This window comes from Bacillus cereus ATCC 14579 (assembly GCF_000007825.1).
Taxonomy (GTDB): Bacteria; Bacillota; Bacilli; order Bacillales; family Bacillaceae_G; genus Bacillus_A; species Bacillus_A cereus.
Genome location: NC_004722.1, coordinates 50,717 through 67,259, shown reverse-complemented (window position 1 = coordinate 67,259; position 16,543 = coordinate 50,717). Strand labels below are relative to the sequence as shown.

Genomic DNA, 16,543 nt, shown 5'->3' with positions numbered 1-16,543 from the left:
TCTACAATGGTACAACTTTTACAAACATTGTGCAAAAAAAAGATATACAAAAATTACATTTTTATCTTACATCCTCCGTGTCTATTCACAAAATTAATAACATTACCTTTTCCCACAAAAAAACCTAGGTATTCACCTAGGTTTTTAAAATCAAATTATAGATAAACATTCCACTTACATTTTACTGCGCTTGCATTCCTACAATCGGAATCGTAGCCCACTTCGGCATATTTTTCTTCACTTTTGCCACTACAATAGTCATATCATCATTTATATAACCATCACAAGAGCGAATCACTTCTTCCATAATGATATCAGCAATTTCTTGCGGGTCTTCGGTTTGCAATTCTTTAATTTTTCGTTTCATCCACAATTCATGATTCTCCACATGCTGTGCTCCTTCAAAAATCCCATCACTCATCATAATAAGAATATCGCCCGTTTTTAATTGTTCACCCACCACATCAACTTCAACATCTTCGATGATTCCCATCGGCAAATTACTTGCTTCAATTTTCAAAATATTATTTGCGCGTTTAACAAAACTCGGCGTTGATCCAATCTTTAAAAACCTTGCACTCGCATCCCGCAAATCTACCATAGCTAAATCTAATGTCGTAAACATTTCTTCTGTCGTTCTCAAAGAAAGAATTGAATTGATAGACTTAATTGCTATTTCTTCATCAATGCCTGATTGGAGTATTTTTTGTAATAATTTCACCGTTTCCTTACTTTCCATATGAGCTCTTTGCCCATTACCCATACCATCACTAATCGCAAGTGCATATTTACCAACACTTAAATCCATCATCGCATAAGAGTCACCCGAAACAAATCCACCGCCTTTTGCAGCTGTAGCCAATCCTGTATCAAGAGAATACGTCTTCGCCGAACCAAATGATATTAAACTATGGCCATTTGGATAAGAAGACTTTTCTTCATGTTTAACGACAATATTTTCTTTAAGGATATCTGAAAGCATCGGTGCAACTAACTTTTCACACTCACCATGTTCATTAGATGCAACTGGAATTAACATTTCAATATCAATACTTCCTCTATCTAAACAATAAATATCAACATGCTCTACTTCGACACCAAAATCTCGGAACGCTTGCATAATCTGTTCTTCCTGCACTTGATGATTTTCACGCTCTCGTTGTATCTCCTTAGCAAAATCCTCCATAACCTTTGATACACCTAATAGTTGCTCCGCTACTATTCTACGATTTTCCTTCATTTGTTTTCGTAATTTTTGTCCCTCATAGAAGTGATCTAATTCACCGGCTACTAAATCCGTCACTTTTTTCCCTCTCACACAATGCTTGTCCCACTCACGAACTAATTTACGATTATGTTGCAGGGTTCCTTCTTCCGTTTCATTCATTATTTGTTTCATATAATCGTACGTTTTATCAAAATTCACTACCCAGCATTGATCCTTTTTAAAGCATGTTTGACATGTTTTCGCAGTAATTGTACTCAAAAACAAATCTGCTTCTGTCTCTTTATCTTCTTCCTCTACATACCCATATACAGAAAAGCTATTAGATAAAGCAGCAAATACATTTGCAAATTGGTTGATTTTATTTGCTGTAACATCACGCATCCTTCTTAAATATTGTTGTTGATCTTGCGAATGCTCTTGTGTACCTGGCATAAATTTAGCAATACGATCCAAAACAAGCTTCGGTGTTAATAAGAAGATAACAATCGCTACACCTGACTCAATTAAAGTTGTTACAATATTTGTCTGTTTGTCTACATATAATGTAATTAAGCTTGTCCCAATTAATAAACCTAAACTAACACCTAAACGCTTTCCTTCTTTTAACAATCCACCAAGCAATCCAGAAAAAGCAAGAAGGCTAAGCTGAGACAAGCTAGACACATTTGCTAAACTTAATATTAGTCCTGTTACAACCCCCACTGTAGACCCTGTGGCAGCACCCGCAATAAATGCAAATACTAGCACTAAATACCTTGTAAAAATATGTTGAATAGAAGCATCATATACAAACCAATCTGTTGTACCCGTTAAAACAGATGCTAGTAATATAATCAAACAAACAATTTCTTCCGTCTCTAATGCCTGTTGTTTTCCTTTCCTTTCCACTAAAAGTGGGACACTTTGTAAAAATATCATAGTTAATACAAAACTAAGCCCAGCCTCAATGGTACTAACGAGTAAATCGTACATGGTGACAGTTTGTTGCGCAAAATATACAACAACTAAGTGTGCGGTTAATGCGGAGATAAATACTTGAAATGGAACAAGTCCAACAGTTTTACGTGTAAATCGACTAAAGAAGATATTATAAATGAAGAAGGTAAAGATAGATGCAAAGGTAAAAAACAAATTATCTATCGATACTGAAAGAGCTCCTCCCATTAGAGCTAAAAATGCTAGCGGCATCTTATCCCGCTTCATAACATAAACAGCAGCAAAAAATGGCAGTGCAAACGGTAAAATATTTGTTAATATATATGCTCGTCCCAAAAGAAAACCAATAACAACAATAATAAATCCCCATCTAAAGAAAACTTGCTCAAATTTCATTCGCAACTTACTCGTCCACTTTATTCCATCAAGCTGACTCTCATTCATTGCCAATGCACTTGTATTCATAGTATTCCTTCCTGCTTTAGGCATATTTTTAACACCACCTGCATAGTTTAATTACTGTCATTATAAAAGATGATTGTTGGTTTTTTTGTCAAAACAACAGTTTTCACTTTTATAATCGTTCGACTTTTTATTCGAAATAACTCTACAGATATACAGGGTATGTAAGTTATTTTCGATATTTTAATTAAACATTCAGAAAATATAGGGTGATTTTGTAGAAGTGTTGTATATCTTAATTTATTTAACAAAAAAAGATCATGCAAATTTGCATGATCTTTTTAGATGACCCGTACGGGATTCGAACCCGTGTTACCGCCGTGAAAGGGCGGTGTCTTAACCACTTGACCAACGGGCCGTTAAATTAAATATAGCGGCGGAGGGGATCGAACCCCCGACCTCACGGGTATGAACCGTACGCTCTAGCCAGCTGAGCTACACCGCCATGTCGTCTTATTTAACGGACAATTAGTATCTTACATCAGATACTAATTAAAGTCAACACATCTCAAAAACTTTTTTGAAAATATTTTTTACATATAAAAAAGCACCCTGAGACATTACTCTGGGTACCTCTCTATATGTTAAAAACTAAACGTCCTTATTATCCGCGACGCGCGCCACGGCCACCACGTTTAGACTCTGTGTTACGCTTTAAAGAAGTTAAACGATCTTCGCTATCTTTTAAGAAGCGTGCCATCTTTTGCTCAAATGTTTCTTTCGGAGCTCGGTCGTTACCGCCACCGCGATTATCTCTGTTGAAAGAGCGATTATTACGTTGTGGACGTCCAGAACGTTGTTGATCACCACCGCGTTGGTATTCACCACGTGGACGATCTCCTTCTGTTTTTTCACGTTCTTTCGCTTTTTTGATAGATAAACCAATCTTTCCATCTTTTTCAACATTAATAACTTTTACTTCTACTTGGTCGCCCACTTTTAAGTGATCGTTAATATCTTTTACATAGTTATCAGCAACTTCACTAATATGAACAAGACCCGTTAATCCCTCTGGCAGCTCCACAAAAGCCCCAAAATTTGTAATACCTGTTACTTTACCCTGTAACTTGCTGCCTACCTCGATTGACATAAAAAAAATGCTCCTCCTTAGTGGTTAAAAAGTCAAATTTTACTTTATTATATATAATCCTAAAATATAGTGTCAATAAGACATACTCTACTTAGAAACAGGAAAAATTATCTCCCCTTTACCAGAGAAGAAATAATCCCTTCTAGCAATCTTTAATACGTACTCTTCATCATTTAACTTTTGAACTTCGTCTTTTAGACTTTTTTCTTTATTCGTTAATGAATCCAGTTCTTTTTTCATGTCCTTAACTTTTGCTTCTTTTGCTTTAATGGAACTGTTTTGTTGATAAAACGTTACACTAATACTCGCAATAATTGTAAAAGTAAAGACAAGAAAAACCGCTAAACGGCGATAAAGTCGCTTCCTGTTCTCATCCGTTTGTATTATATGCTCTTTAACAGGATTTGGACTCTGTTTTTCGATTGTTCTTTGTCTCAGTTCCCTCATTTCCGAGGTCCCCCTAACTTCTTTTTTATATGCTCCCATAGTTGGAAGATATGTCCCTTCAATTTTGCTATATATTGCAGGAACCCTATATGTTTCACTATAAAAAGTTTAACACGATTAGGGAGAAGTTTCCATATGAGCGAAGCAATAAATCGAACAGGCCAGAAAAAAACTTTCCATATGAAAAGTAATATCCAAATCACCATTTTCCATAACACATGTCCAATTGAAAGCAGTATACGAAATAAGAATAATATAAATGCAATAAATAGCTGCGCTATAATAATAACAGGTTTTATCATGAGTAGCTGTATAATTCGAACAAAAAAATATGTTGTTTGCATAAAAATATAGATGAGAAAATTTAACAGCTTCATGTATAGTGCCTTCAATAAGCTTTGATATGCCGCAAAACCACATAATAATGCCAAAAACACATATATACGTAGCTCAGCTTCATTTACGAGAAGCAATACATAAAAGACGAATAATGCTTGGACAATCCAAAATAATATATCATGTATAAATACAAGCCAACGTTTACGTTCTTGGCGCTTTAAAAAACGTTGATATGTATCTAAAGACGCTCCAATCCAAGCACCCATCCCAATCATTGAAAGCATTGTATACAACTGAATTGTTAAGCTCATTTAAACAACTTACTAAAGAAACCTTTAGTTTTTTCCCCTTGATTTTCATCAATATACAGCATCTCATTAACTTTCCCTTTAATCGACACAATACCTTTTTCCACATCTAAATTTTTCATTTGTAAATTTTGACCACGAATCGTTAAAAAACCCATTACGGTCTCTAGTAAAAACTCTTCGCTATCAAAACTCTCTACCTGCTTCACACCGGTAATATCGATTATACGCCTGCCACGCATAATAATGTCATGCTCTACAGAAACATTTTGTTGATTAGAAGACGTAGGTGAGTAACCATTATTCACGTAAATCCCCCCATAGGTTTTTACTAGCTAATAGTAATGTATGAGGGGATACATGATTTTAGAACAAGCCTTCTTCCGCTTTTACTTTTTCTTCACGAACTAAGCTATACATATTTGCTGCATCTTCTTTTTTAGTTGTTTCTTTTAATTCATTTATTTTCACAGTCACTATTTTTTGACCAAAACGAATTGTTAATTCATCAGCTACTTTCACATCAGAACTCGCTTTTGCCACTTGACCATTAATAGATATTCTTCCTTGATCAGCTACTTCTTTCGCTAATGTTCTTCTTTTAATTAAACGTGATACTTTTAAAAACTTATCTAGACGCATATCAAATCCCCCTATTAACGCTCTGTTTGTTTCGCTTCTTCCCATAAAACATCTAACTGTTCTAATGATAAATCTTTCATCTCTTTATTCATTTCAGCTACTTTTGCCTCCATGTATAAAAAACGACCAGTAAATTTCTCATTAGTTGAACGTAACGCCTCTTCTGGATCTATTTTGTAATGACGAGCTATATTAACAAATGCAAATAGTAAATCACCAAACTCACCCAGCATCTTTTCCTCATCCATATTTGTAACCTCTTGTTGGAACTCTTGCCATTCTTCCAAAGCTTTCTCTATCATCGGTTGCACATCAACCCAATCAAATCCAACCTTACCAGCTTTCTTCTGAATTTCATAGGCGCGTAGTAACTGTGGCAAACTTTTTGGAACGCCATTTAAAACAGATTCTTTCACGAATCCTTTTTCTTGTTTTTTAATTTCTTCCCAATTTGCAATCACTTCATCAGCGCTGTTTACATCCGTATTTCCAAACACATGCGGATGGCGACGAACCATTTTCTCAGATAGAGTTCGAATGATATCATCTATAGAGAACCAACCTTCATCTTCTCCGATTTGAGCATGAAGCATAACTTGTAATAATATATCACCTAATTCTTCTACTAAGTGATCATCATCCTCTTCATCGATTGCTTCCAACACTTCATAAGCTTCCTCAATTAAATATTTCTTTAATGATTGATGTGTTTGCTTTTTATCCCACGGACAACCATTTGGACCACGAAGTTCCGCAATAATTTCTCTAAGAACATCAAACTGTTGATACAAGGACGCACGCTCCTGAACTGGCGGCATGTACACACTCGTTAAATTATTCAATTCCGTTTCATGATCTAACATGTACAACGGTACCTTCTTTACTTGTTCAAATGAAGTTCCTGCAGCTGTTACGATATACACTTCATAATCATCTGGTAACATCTCCATTAATGTTAATTTCACATCAGATGCAACGAATGCATCATATACTTGGCAAAAGATTAAATGTTGACGCAGTTCTAATTGCCCTCTTTCAAATGATGTAGCATCAAGTAATTGGAATCCTTCAATCGGATCAATCTTTAGACTTGCAAACATAGGATCAAGGAAACTTTGTCCACCCTCAATTCGCACTTCAACATTTGAAACTTCTCCTTTTTCTAACAGCAGCTGAACTGTTCTTTCTGCTACAAGTGGATGCCCGGGAACAGCATAGATAATTTCTGTACCTTCAGCTTGTTCTAGCAATTTATTCGCAATTGTTTCATATACAATTTCAAACGTATCATGCGCTTCATATACAGCATCAAAAGACGTATATTGTACGCCTTCTTTCTCCAATTCTTCTATAACTGGATGTTCCTTCGTTCTAACAAACAGATGGTCTGCTTCTTTTATTTTTCGATATACACCCATCGTTAGCTGATCTAATTCACCAGCTCCTAAACCTAAAATAGTAATGATTCCACTCACAACCAGTCACCTCTATCCACTCTTCTTCAATGAACCTTCTTTTTTCTCTTGTTTCATAACGGTTCCTAATTCTTTTTTTGTAAATACACGTAATTTCAAAATAAAAAACATATATGTCAATCCGCCGATGGCTACACCTAACAACGCTTCAAGCGTCGCGCTTCCTCTATGTTCCGTATTAATTACTAATCCAGACATCTGTAACACACGTGTGAACATCATTAATACAAACCCCATACAGATACCACTAATTACTATCCCTAACATATTGCGCTTATTGATAAGTGACCCTGATACAGCTCTCGTAAGCAACAAACTATTTAATCCAGAGATTATAATTAACGCACATAAAGTCGCAAAAGCTGCACCTTTCACACCAAAATAAGGCATGAATATATAATTTAACGCTAACTTTAAGCAACCTGCAAATACAACAAATAACGCTGGCTTAAACGTTTGCCCTAATCCTTGTAAAATAGAAGCTGTCGTAATTGACAATGAACTAAATAAAATAGATAACGATAAAATAGATAAAACATCTGATCCATCACTGTTTTCAAACAACATAATATTGGTAGGTTGAATAATACAAGTTAGTCCAATAGCTGCTGCAAGTCCAATAACAAATGTTATTTTCATTGCTAACTTTACCTTTTCTTGAATAAAGGAAAGATCTCCTCTTTCCTTCGCCGCTGTAATAATCGGAATAAGTGACAACGAGAAAGAAGTCGTCACAACAGTACCTAATTGCATTAGCGGAATACTTCTATCATAAACACCCTTTAATACCTTTGCATTTTCAGCCTGTTCTCCCGCACCAATAAGTAAGCTGTAAAAGGACACTGAATCAGCCATCTGTATAAAAATAAGCACTAAATTACTAACACAAATCGCTAACCCCTGCCAAAAAAGGATTTTAACTATCTTCCTTTTACCCTTAATTCTCGCTGCACTTTTGAAGAATATAGAACGAAAATCTTGACGCATATACAATATAAGTACAATAATCCCAATAAGTCCACCCGCAATTGAGCCTAACATAGCCCCTGCACCAACTGTATATAAATCAAATCCGTGAGCAATTAGGAATAGCGATAAAAATACAATAATAGAAACTCGAATTGTTTGTTCTATTACTTGCGAAACAGCCGTTGGCATCATATTATTGAATCCTTGAAAATACCCTCTTGCTACAGACAAAAATGGCATCAATAAGAATGAAAATGAAATAACACGTAGTAACTTATCTAAGTGTATATCGCCCATAGCTACCGCAATTGTTTCGGCCCCAAAAAACAATGTAAAGAAGCCTATAAAACCAATCCCTAATAAGAACCAAAAAGATACACAAATAATTTCTTCTGCTTCTTTTTGTTTTCCCCGCTCTAGTCGTTCTGCAACCATTTTCGAAATGATAACAGGAAATCCATAAGTAGCTAAAATTAAACAAAATCCATAAAACGGGTAAATTTGTTGGTAAATATAAAACCCAACATCCCCCGCTATATTTTGATATGGAATACGGTAAAAAGCGCTTAATACTTTTGTAACGAAACTTGCAATCGTTAATATAATAGCCCCACGCCAAAAGGCTTGATACTTCTTCGCTTCCATACAAGAAAACTCCTTTTTCTATTCTCACCTCTCGTATTATATCATAAAGAAAAGAACAAACTCCCTTACCAACACGGGTAATAATGAGTTCCTAAATGTTAAAAATATTCAACGAAAAAAGGTAGCAAAGTGCTACCTTCATTCAATATACATATATCTCCAAATAATTGATTTCTCAAAAAGAAAGATCATAATTAGGAAAGATTGCTACTTCTAAAATCAATATACCCTTACTGTTCCATTTGTTTCGCTAAGAAACTGGCAGCAGTATTAACCGCTTTATGCTCGATCTCGCTTATAATGGCTTCTTTTGAAAAAATAATGACGGCTCCAATCGGATCTCCGTTTGCAACAATCGGTCCAACTGTATAAGAATGAACCTTTTCTGTTACACCATCAATAATGGAAATATCACTTTCATCCGTCATAATAACAGACTTTCGTTCTTCCATCGTTTTTTCAATTAGATCGCCAACACTTTTATTTAAGTATTCTTTTTTCGATACGCCTGATACTGCGATGATAGAATCTCGATCACACACAAGCACATTATGTCCTAAGCTGTCATATAAAGCATCAGCATATTCTTTTGCAAAATCACCTAGCTCACTAATTGGAGAATATTTCTTTAAAATTACCTCTCCATCGCGATCAACAAATATTTCTAGTGGGTCTCCTTCTCGAATACGTAAAGTTCTACGAATTTCCTTCGGGATTACTACCCTGCCTAAATCATCAATTCGACGTACGATTCCAGTTGCTTTCATTCTAATGCTGCCTCACTTTCTACTGATGATCAAAGTGGTGAATTTACCTGTTCATGTAAAAATCACCAACTGTTAGACATAGTATTTTACACATTAGTTCTTCTATGCACGTCGAATTGTATTTTTTTATCTTATTTTAGGCATTTATTACTTCTTTTTTTACATCTGGTAAGCCTTTTAATAAATTTTCAGCAATTGTTAACCACTTCGATGTCTCTAAGTCATTTGTTTTCATAACAATTTTCAATTGTGATCCTTCCATTCCTAAACCGATCATACGTCCAAAACTATTTCCGAGCATGAATAATTTTCCACCATCAATATTTTGACTTGCTTGTTCAGAAAATAGGAATGTTACTTCAAATTTATTCTGCTTAATTAATTCAATTTGTTCTTTCATTGCCAACACTTTAATATTTGCAATTTGTAATAAATAACCAACTTCTTGTGGATAATCGCCAAATCTATCGATCATTTCTTCCTGCAATTCTTCAATATCCTCAATTGCAGAAACACCTCTAAATTGTTTATACATCATAATTTTTTGCTTACTATCTGAAATATAAGCATCTGGTAAATATGCATCTACCTCTAAGTCAATTTCAACATTAACTATATTTTCAGCCCCATCTGTTCCTCTACGCTGTTCAATTGCATCTTTTAACATTTGCGAATATAGATCAAATCCGACAGAATCAATAAATCCATGCTGTTCTGCCCCTAACAAATTACCTGCTCCACGAATAGATAAATCTCTCATCGCAATTTTGAAACCAGATCCAAGTTCCGTGAACTCTTTAATTGCTTGTAGACGCTTCTCTGCAACCTCTGACAGCACTTTGTCACGTTTATATGCAAAGTATGCATACGCAACACGATTAGAACGTCCAACACGCCCACGAAGCTGATACAACTGTGATAATCCCATACGATCTGCATCAAATACAATTAACGTATTTACATTCGGAATATCTACACCCGTCTCAATAATTGTTGTACTTACAAGAACATCATGCTGTCCTTCTAAAAATGATAGCATAACAGACTCTAATTCGCTTTCGTTCATTTTCCCATGTGCGTACGTTACGCGGGCATCTGGAACTAACATCGAAATTTCATCTGCTTTTCTTTCAATATCCTCTACACGGTTATATAGGAAGTAAACTTGACCACCTCTTGCAAGCTCTCGCTCTATTGCCTCTCGCATTAACGCTGGATTATACTCGACTACATACGTTTGGACTGGGAAACGATTTTCTGGTGGTGTCTCAATAACAGATAAGTCGCGCACACCAAGCATAGACATATGAAGCGTCCGCGGAATCGGAGTTGCCGTTAATGTTAATACGTCAACATTTGCCTTCAATTGTTTAATTTTTTCTTTATGTGTTACACCAAATCTTTGTTCTTCATCAATGATAAGAAGCCCTAAATCTTTATACGTAACATCTTTAGATAAAATACGATGTGTTCCGATTACGATATCTACTGTTCCATCCTTTAAGCCCTTAATTGTTTCATTTTGTTGTTTTCTCGTACGGAATCTACTTAATAAGCCTATATTGATCGGATAATCTTGAAAACGCTCTCGAATTGTTTCATAGTGTTGCTGCGCAAGAATCGTTGTCGGTACTAAAATTGCAACTTGTTTTTCATCCATAATTGCTTTAAATGCCGCACGAATAGCCACTTCAGTCTTTCCATACCCTACGTCACCACAAAGGAGCCTATCCATCGGGCGTCCGCGTTCCATATCTTTTTTAATCTCGTCAATAGAACGTAACTGATCCTCTGTCTCTTGATATGGGAAAGAGGATTCGAACTCTTGTTGTTCTGCCGTATCTGGCGTATATGCATAGCCTTTTGAAGCTTCGCGCTCAGCATATAGTTTAATTAGGTCATCCGCAATGTCTTGTACAGATTTTTCAACTTTCGTTTTAACCTTTTTCCAATCATTACCGCCTAATTTATAAACTTTCGGATCCTTACCTTCAGATCCTACATATTTTTGGACTTGATCAATTTGTTCAATTGGAACGTATAGCTTATCATTACCTTGATATTTAATATTTAAATAATCTTTGTGAACACCATTAATCTCTAATGTCTCAATACCTAAAAATTTACCTATACCATGATTTACGTGAACTACATAATCTCCAACTTTTAATTCCGAATAACTTTTAATACGTTCAGCATTCGATAACTTTTGTTTACGTTGTGATTTTTTAACTTTCTTATGAAAAAGCTCCTTTTCAGTAATGACAACAAGCTTTTGCATCGGCATTTCAAATCCTGCATGTAAATCACCTACAGCAATTTGTAACCTTCCAGGCAATAAGATATCTGTACCTTCTACAATATCTGCCTCAATATCATAATCACTTAAAATATGTTGTAATTTTTTCACACGTTCATCATCTGTTCCAAGTACAACAGTCGTAAAATGCCCTTCATTCCATCTATCAATTTCTGTTTTTAACAAATTCATCTGTCCATGGAAATCTTGCATTGTTTTACATGTTACATTAACAATATTTTGCGGATGTGTGTGTGCGATATGACGCAAGAATAACGTTAAATATACAAAACTTCTTTTTTTATGATGAAGAAACCCCTCGAATGGGTGAGAGAAAGATAAATCTTGAATAATTGTTCCTTCACCAAGAAGTGATATATACCATTCCGCCTCTTCTGTTTCAAGATGCGATGCTGTTTCTTGAATACGGGAAATCTCGTCTAAAATTACAACACCGTCTTCTGGTAAATAATCTATCAGACTAGCAGGTTCTTTATAGAAAATAGATAAGTATTTAAACATCTGTTCTATACTTTGCCCGTTTTTCAACATCTCAATTTCATGACTTACCGTCTCAAGCACTGTAGTCTTTAGTTTATCATCAGAAAGTTTTTGCATCGTCTTAGTTAAACCTTCTTCAAGATGCTGAATTCCTGATTTTAATTCTTCCTGTGAAAATAAAAACTCTGTTGCCGGACCAAACCTAACGCTTTCTTTTTTACCTTGAGAACGCTGTTCATCCACATCAAATAATCGAATAGAATCGACTTCTGTATCAAAGAATTCAATACGAAATGGTAGTTCTTCAGTTAAAGGATAAATATCTAATATTCCCCCACGCAAACTGAACTCCCCTGGAGCTTCTACCATCGACTTACGTTCATAGCCAATATGATGTAAAGTATGCAAGAGCGCATCTAAATCAATCTCTTGCCCTAGATTGATTTCAACTTGCTTTTGCTTCCACAATTCTTTTATTGGTAAAAATCTACGCAATCCTGCCACTGGCGCTACAATGATTCCATTCTCTCCCGCAGCCAAGCGATTTAACACTTCTATACGTTGCGCCTTCAATTCTGGACTTGCAACCCCAATTTCCGATGCTATCAGTTCATTCACTGGATATAGCCACACATCTTTTTCACCAAGTAACGCCACTAAATCTTCATGTACTTTTTGTGCTTGGTATAAGTTATGTGTCACGATTAATTGTGATTTTTTTGTTTTTTTATATAAAGCCGCCATTAATAACGAACGAGAAGACGTTGCCATCCCTGATATAAGTTGTTCTTTTAACCCATCTTCTAATCCATTAATAACCGATTGTATCTCTTCATTTTTATAAAATTGCTCTAATAAACCTATCATTTTTAAAACTCCTCTCAACATAAAGAGCAAGTCATTCTATTTTATGCAAATATTTTGGAAAAGGAAAACAGAAAAATGCTTTGGACATGCCAAAGCGACAACATTTTATTGCAGAAATTTTTCATACTCATAATACTCAGGATAAGATGCGAGCGTTTCTTGACACGATTCACAAATCGTTTTTATATATATATTTCCATTCTCATGAAAATGAATCATTTCTACTACTTCTTGCTCTGTTAGTTGAAATAAAACGTCGCTATATACTTTTTCTGCGTTAATGGAGCCTACATTACCTCCGCAGTGTCTGCAATAATAATACCCTTCCATACTAGCCTCCTAAAAATTCAATTACTACTAGTATGGGTAAAACAAAAGAGAAATATTCCCAATCTCATTTTTAACTATTGAAAGTATTCATGATTTGGAGAAAAGGCTTATTTAGCCACTCTTCACATGCATCCGCTGCTTTTTCAATAGAATGGTTAACATCCGGAATCTCTTCAGATGTAAAGCGTCCTAATACATAATCGACTACCTTCATTCCATTTTTCGGGCGATCGATTCCCATACGGATACGTTGAAATTCTTGTGTTCCTAGGTGCGAAATCGTTGACTTTACACCATTATGTCCACCAGCACTACCTTTCATGCGAAGACGCAATTTACCTACAGGAATGTCCAAATCGTCGTACATAACAACGAAGTCCTCAACATCAATTTTATAATAATCCATGAGTGGACGAATACTTTCCCCAGATAAGTTCATGTATGTTAGCGGCTTTAATAAGATTACCTTTTCTCCATTAACAAACCCTGCACCAAATACACCTTTAAATTTTTGTTCATTCAAAGAAATGTTCCAACGCTTCGCAAGTTCATCAATGGCCATAAATCCAATATTATGCCTTGTTAATTCATATTCTCTACCTGGGTTCCCAAGTCCTACTATCAATTTCATTCTTGTACCACTACTTTCTTTTTTCGATACGAAAAGACGTAACCAATTTTGGTTACGTCTCATTCTATCCAATTAATTGAATAATACACTCACAGATTCTTCTTCGTATACACGAATGATTGCTTCTCCGATTAATGGAGCAACTGAAAGTTCATGTACTTTGTCGATTTTCTTCTCTTCTGGTAATACGATAGAGTTCGTTACAACTAACTCTTTAATATTTGAATTTTGAATACGCTCAATTGCTGGACCAGATAATACTGGGTGTGTACAGCAAGCATATACTTCAGAAGCACCGTTCTCAACAAGAGCGTTTGCTGCTAATGTAATTGTACCAGCTGTATCAATGATGTCATCAATTAAAATCGCTGTTTTACCTTCAATATTACCGATAATGTTCATTACCTCTGATACGTTCGGGCGAGGACGACGCTTATCAATAATAGCGATTGGCGCTTTTAGACGATCTGCCATTTTTCTTGCACGAGTTACACCACCATGGTCAGGAGACACGATTACGATATCTTTAAGACCTTTTGTTTCAAAGTAATCTGAAAGAATCGGTACACCCATTAAGTGGTCGATTGGGATATCAAAGAATCCTTGAATTTGTGGAGCATGTAAATCTAGAGTGATTACACGAGTTGCACCTGCTGTTTCAAGCAAGTTTGCTACAAGTTTCGATGTAATTGGTTCACGAGAACGCGCTTTACGGTCTTGACGCGCATAACCATAGTAAGGAATAACAATATTAATTGTTTTCGCAGATGCACGTTTTAATGCATCAATCATAATAAGTAATTCCATGATATGTTCGTTTACTGGGAAGCTTGTAGATTGAATAATGAATACATCGCAACCACGGATACTTTCTTCAATGTTAATTTGAACTTCTCCATCACTAAAACGATCAACAGAACATTTTCCTAGCCCTACTCCAATATGCTTTGCAATCTGCTCAGCAAGTTCCTTATTAGAGTTTAAAGAGAATACTTTCAAATTAGAATTTAGATATTGAGTCGACATCTAGATTAACCCTCCACATTATGATTTTTTCTTATTCAGCAATTGATCAACATAGTCTTCTTTGTTAACTTGACGTGCACGTGCTACCGATAATGCTTTTGATGGAACATTCTCTGTAATTGTAGAGCCTGCTGCCACATAAGCACCATCTTCAACTGTTACTGGAGCAACAAGGTTTGAATTACATCCAATAAATACCCCATTACCAATCACAGTTTTGAATTTATTCTTACCGTCATAGTTCACCGTAATTGAACCACAACCAAGATTCACGTCTTCTCCAACTTGTGCATCCCCGATATAACTCAAGTGTGAAGCTTTACTTCTATTACCAAAGACAGTTTTTTTGATTTCCACGAAGTTTCCAACGCGTACTTCGTCTCCAATAACTGAATCTGGGCGAATATGTGCAAATGGACCAACCGATACTTCTGTACCAAGCTTACTATCATGTACAGTAGATTGTCGAATTGTCGTACGATCTCCAATTTCACTATCGCGAATTACTGTATGCGGTCCAATTTCACAATCAGAGCCAATTACAGTGTTCCCCTCAATAATTGTTCCTGGATGAAGAACTGTATCACTACCGATAACTGCATCAGCAGAAATATAAGTGTTACTTGGATCAATAATTGTAACACCGTTTACCATGTTCTTTCGGTTGATACGGTTTTTCATAATAATTTCCGCTTGCGATAGAGCGACTCTGTCGTTAACACCTAACGTTTCGTCGAACTGCTCTGTTTGATAAGCTGATACGATATGACCTTCATTTTTTAAAATCTCAATAACATCTGGAAGGTAATATTCACCTTGCACGTTATCATTTGAAACTTTAGAAAGTGAAGCAAATAAAGCCTTATTATCAAAACAATACGTACCTGTATTGATTTCTTTAATAGCTAATTCTTTCTCATTTGCATCTTTATGCTCAACAATCTTTTCAACATGACCATTCTCATTACGAACAATACGGCCATATCCAGCAGGCTCTTCTATGTATGCTGTTAGCACCGTCGCCATTGCTCCTGCTTCTTTATGTTGCTGAAGTAATGCTTCCATTGTTTCAGCAGTTATTAGAGGCGTATCACCACAAATAACTAAAGTTGTTCCTTCTTCATTTGCAAGTACACTTGCAGCTTGATCTACAGCATGTGCTGTACCAAGTTGTTCTGCTTGTAATGCAAATTCACTTACGTTCCCTAGCTGTTCTTGTACCATTTCAGCACCATGTCCAACAACCGTTACAAGTTTCTGCAATCCTAATTGAGATACTTGATCGACTACGTGTTGTACCATAGGTTTTCCACATACAGGATGCAGCACTTTGTATAGCTTAGACTTCATACGTGTGCCTTTACCTGCAGCTAGAATCACTGCAAATCTGTTTGACATATAGACCCTCCATCGCAACCTATTTATCCATTAAAGATATTATCCTAAATCATCATATATTTCAAGAAACACATTTTAACTATTAAATTTTACCATAATTCTTATAAGATGTTTTACTCTTTAGTATCTTTTTTAAGAAATAAGCTATACTATTTAAAATGATTTTGAAAAAATTAGTAGTTT

General features: G+C 35.6%; 14 protein-coding genes and 2 tRNA genes. All 16 read right to left on the bottom strand.

The features are described 5' to 3' along the window. Positions 1-181: 181 nt before the first annotated feature. Positions 182-2,653 carry a stage II sporulation protein E gene (gene spoIIE, locus BC_RS00355; protein WP_001123541.1) on the bottom strand — a complete coding sequence of 824 codons (2,472 nt, stop codon included), beginning with the start codon at positions 2,651-2,653 and terminating at the stop codon, positions 182-184. A gap of 259 nt (positions 2,654-2,912) precedes the next feature. Continuing rightward, positions 2,913-2,984 (bottom strand) — tRNA-Glu (locus BC_RS00350). Between the two features lie 13 nt (positions 2,985-2,997). Continuing rightward, a tRNA-Met gene (locus BC_RS00345) sits at positions 2,998-3,071 on the bottom strand. 159 nt (positions 3,072-3,230) lie between these two features. Then, positions 3,231-3,716, bottom strand: a complete 486-nt coding sequence (locus BC_RS00340) for a S1 domain-containing RNA-binding protein (RefSeq protein ID WP_000021451.1) — start codon at positions 3,714-3,716, stop codon at positions 3,231-3,233. Between the two features lie 87 nt (positions 3,717-3,803). Continuing rightward, positions 3,804-4,163: a cell division protein DivIC gene (gene divIC / locus BC_RS00335; protein ID WP_001208739.1), complete on the bottom strand. Its 360-nt coding sequence runs from the start codon at positions 4,161-4,163 to the stop codon at positions 3,804-3,806. Next, complete coding sequence (gene yabQ, locus BC_RS00330; protein ID WP_000059772.1) at positions 4,160-4,813, bottom strand: spore cortex biosynthesis protein YabQ; 654 nt, start codon at positions 4,811-4,813, stop codon at positions 4,160-4,162. The genes divIC and yabQ overlap by 4 nt, the downstream gene beginning before the upstream one ends. Beyond that, positions 4,810-5,118 (bottom strand): sporulation protein YabP, encoded by a 309-nt coding sequence (gene yabP, locus BC_RS00325; RefSeq protein ID WP_001059104.1) that lies wholly within the window; start codon positions 5,116-5,118, stop codon positions 4,810-4,812. The genes yabQ and yabP overlap by 4 nt, the downstream gene beginning before the upstream one ends. A gap of 58 nt (positions 5,119-5,176) precedes the next feature. Then, positions 5,177-5,452 carry an RNA-binding S4 domain-containing protein gene (locus BC_RS00320; RefSeq protein WP_001234876.1) on the bottom strand — a complete coding sequence of 92 codons (276 nt, stop codon included), beginning with the start codon at positions 5,450-5,452 and terminating at the stop codon, positions 5,177-5,179. 14 nt (positions 5,453-5,466) lie between these two features. Then, on the bottom strand, positions 5,467-6,927 hold the full coding sequence (mazG, locus tag BC_RS00315; protein WP_000014237.1) for a nucleoside triphosphate pyrophosphohydrolase: 1,461 nt from the start codon (positions 6,925-6,927) through the stop codon (positions 5,467-5,469). Between the two features lie 12 nt (positions 6,928-6,939). Next, positions 6,940-8,541 (bottom strand): putative polysaccharide biosynthesis protein, encoded by a 1,602-nt coding sequence (locus BC_RS00310; protein ID WP_000387598.1) that lies wholly within the window; start codon positions 8,539-8,541, stop codon positions 6,940-6,942. A 230-nt stretch (positions 8,542-8,771) separates the two neighbouring features. Beyond that, complete coding sequence (gene spoVT, locus BC_RS00305) at positions 8,772-9,308, bottom strand: stage V sporulation protein T (protein ID WP_000648302.1); 537 nt, start codon at positions 9,306-9,308, stop codon at positions 8,772-8,774. Positions 9,309-9,444: 136 nt separating this feature from the next. Continuing rightward, complete coding sequence (gene mfd, locus BC_RS00300; RefSeq protein ID WP_000579687.1) at positions 9,445-12,975, bottom strand: transcription-repair coupling factor; 3,531 nt, start codon at positions 12,973-12,975, stop codon at positions 9,445-9,447. A gap of 105 nt (positions 12,976-13,080) precedes the next feature. Further along, the gene (locus tag BC_RS00295; protein WP_000399438.1) at positions 13,081-13,305 is read right to left on the bottom strand and encodes an anti-sigma-F factor Fin family protein; all 225 of its coding nucleotides are present in this window, start codon (positions 13,303-13,305) and stop codon (positions 13,081-13,083) included. Positions 13,306-13,375: 70 nt separating this feature from the next. Next, on the bottom strand, positions 13,376-13,936 hold the full coding sequence (gene pth / locus BC_RS00290) for an aminoacyl-tRNA hydrolase (RefSeq protein ID WP_000767702.1): 561 nt from the start codon (positions 13,934-13,936) through the stop codon (positions 13,376-13,378). A 72-nt stretch (positions 13,937-14,008) separates the two neighbouring features. After that, entirely contained in the window at positions 14,009-14,962 is a 954-nt protein-coding gene (locus BC_RS00285) for a ribose-phosphate diphosphokinase (RefSeq protein ID WP_000107420.1), read from the bottom strand. A gap of 18 nt (positions 14,963-14,980) precedes the next feature. After that, positions 14,981-16,360: a bifunctional UDP-N-acetylglucosamine diphosphorylase/glucosamine-1-phosphate N-acetyltransferase GlmU gene (glmU, locus tag BC_RS00280; RefSeq protein ID WP_000071041.1), complete on the bottom strand. Its 1,380-nt coding sequence runs from the start codon at positions 16,358-16,360 to the stop codon at positions 14,981-14,983. Positions 16,361-16,543: the final 183 nt, after the last annotated feature.

Bases quoted from the DNA above. Each gene is read 5' to 3' on its own strand.
- mfd (WP_000579687.1), bottom strand. From the start codon at position 12,975: ATGATAGGTTTATTAGAGCAATTTTATAAAAATGAAGAGATACAATCG.
- pth (WP_000767702.1), bottom strand. From the start codon at position 13,936: ATGAAATTGATAGTAGGACTTGGGAACCCAGGTAGAGAATATGAATTA.
- spoIIE (WP_001123541.1), bottom strand. From the start codon at position 2,653: ATGCCTAAAGCAGGAAGGAATACTATGAATACAAGTGCATTGGCAATG.
- BC_RS00285 (WP_000107420.1), bottom strand. From the start codon at position 14,962: ATGTCGACTCAATATCTAAATTCTAATTTGAAAGTATTCTCTTTAAAC.
- glmU (WP_000071041.1), bottom strand. From the start codon at position 16,360: ATGTCAAACAGATTTGCAGTGATTCTAGCTGCAGGTAAAGGCACACGT.
- spoVT (WP_000648302.1), bottom strand. From the start codon at position 9,308: ATGAAAGCAACTGGAATCGTACGTCGAATTGATGATTTAGGCAGGGTA.
- divIC (WP_001208739.1), bottom strand. From the start codon at position 4,163: ATGAGGGAACTGAGACAAAGAACAATCGAAAAACAGAGTCCAAATCCT.
- BC_RS00320 (WP_001234876.1), bottom strand. From the start codon at position 5,452: ATGCGTCTAGATAAGTTTTTAAAAGTATCACGTTTAATTAAAAGAAGA.
- yabQ (WP_000059772.1), bottom strand. From the start codon at position 4,813: ATGAGCTTAACAATTCAGTTGTATACAATGCTTTCAATGATTGGGATG.
- BC_RS00340 (WP_000021451.1), bottom strand. From the start codon at position 3,716: ATGTCAATCGAGGTAGGCAGCAAGTTACAGGGTAAAGTAACAGGTATT.
- BC_RS00310 (WP_000387598.1), bottom strand. From the start codon at position 8,541: ATGGAAGCGAAGAAGTATCAAGCCTTTTGGCGTGGGGCTATTATATTA.
- BC_RS00295 (WP_000399438.1), bottom strand. From the start codon at position 13,305: ATGGAAGGGTATTATTATTGCAGACACTGCGGAGGTAATGTAGGCTCC.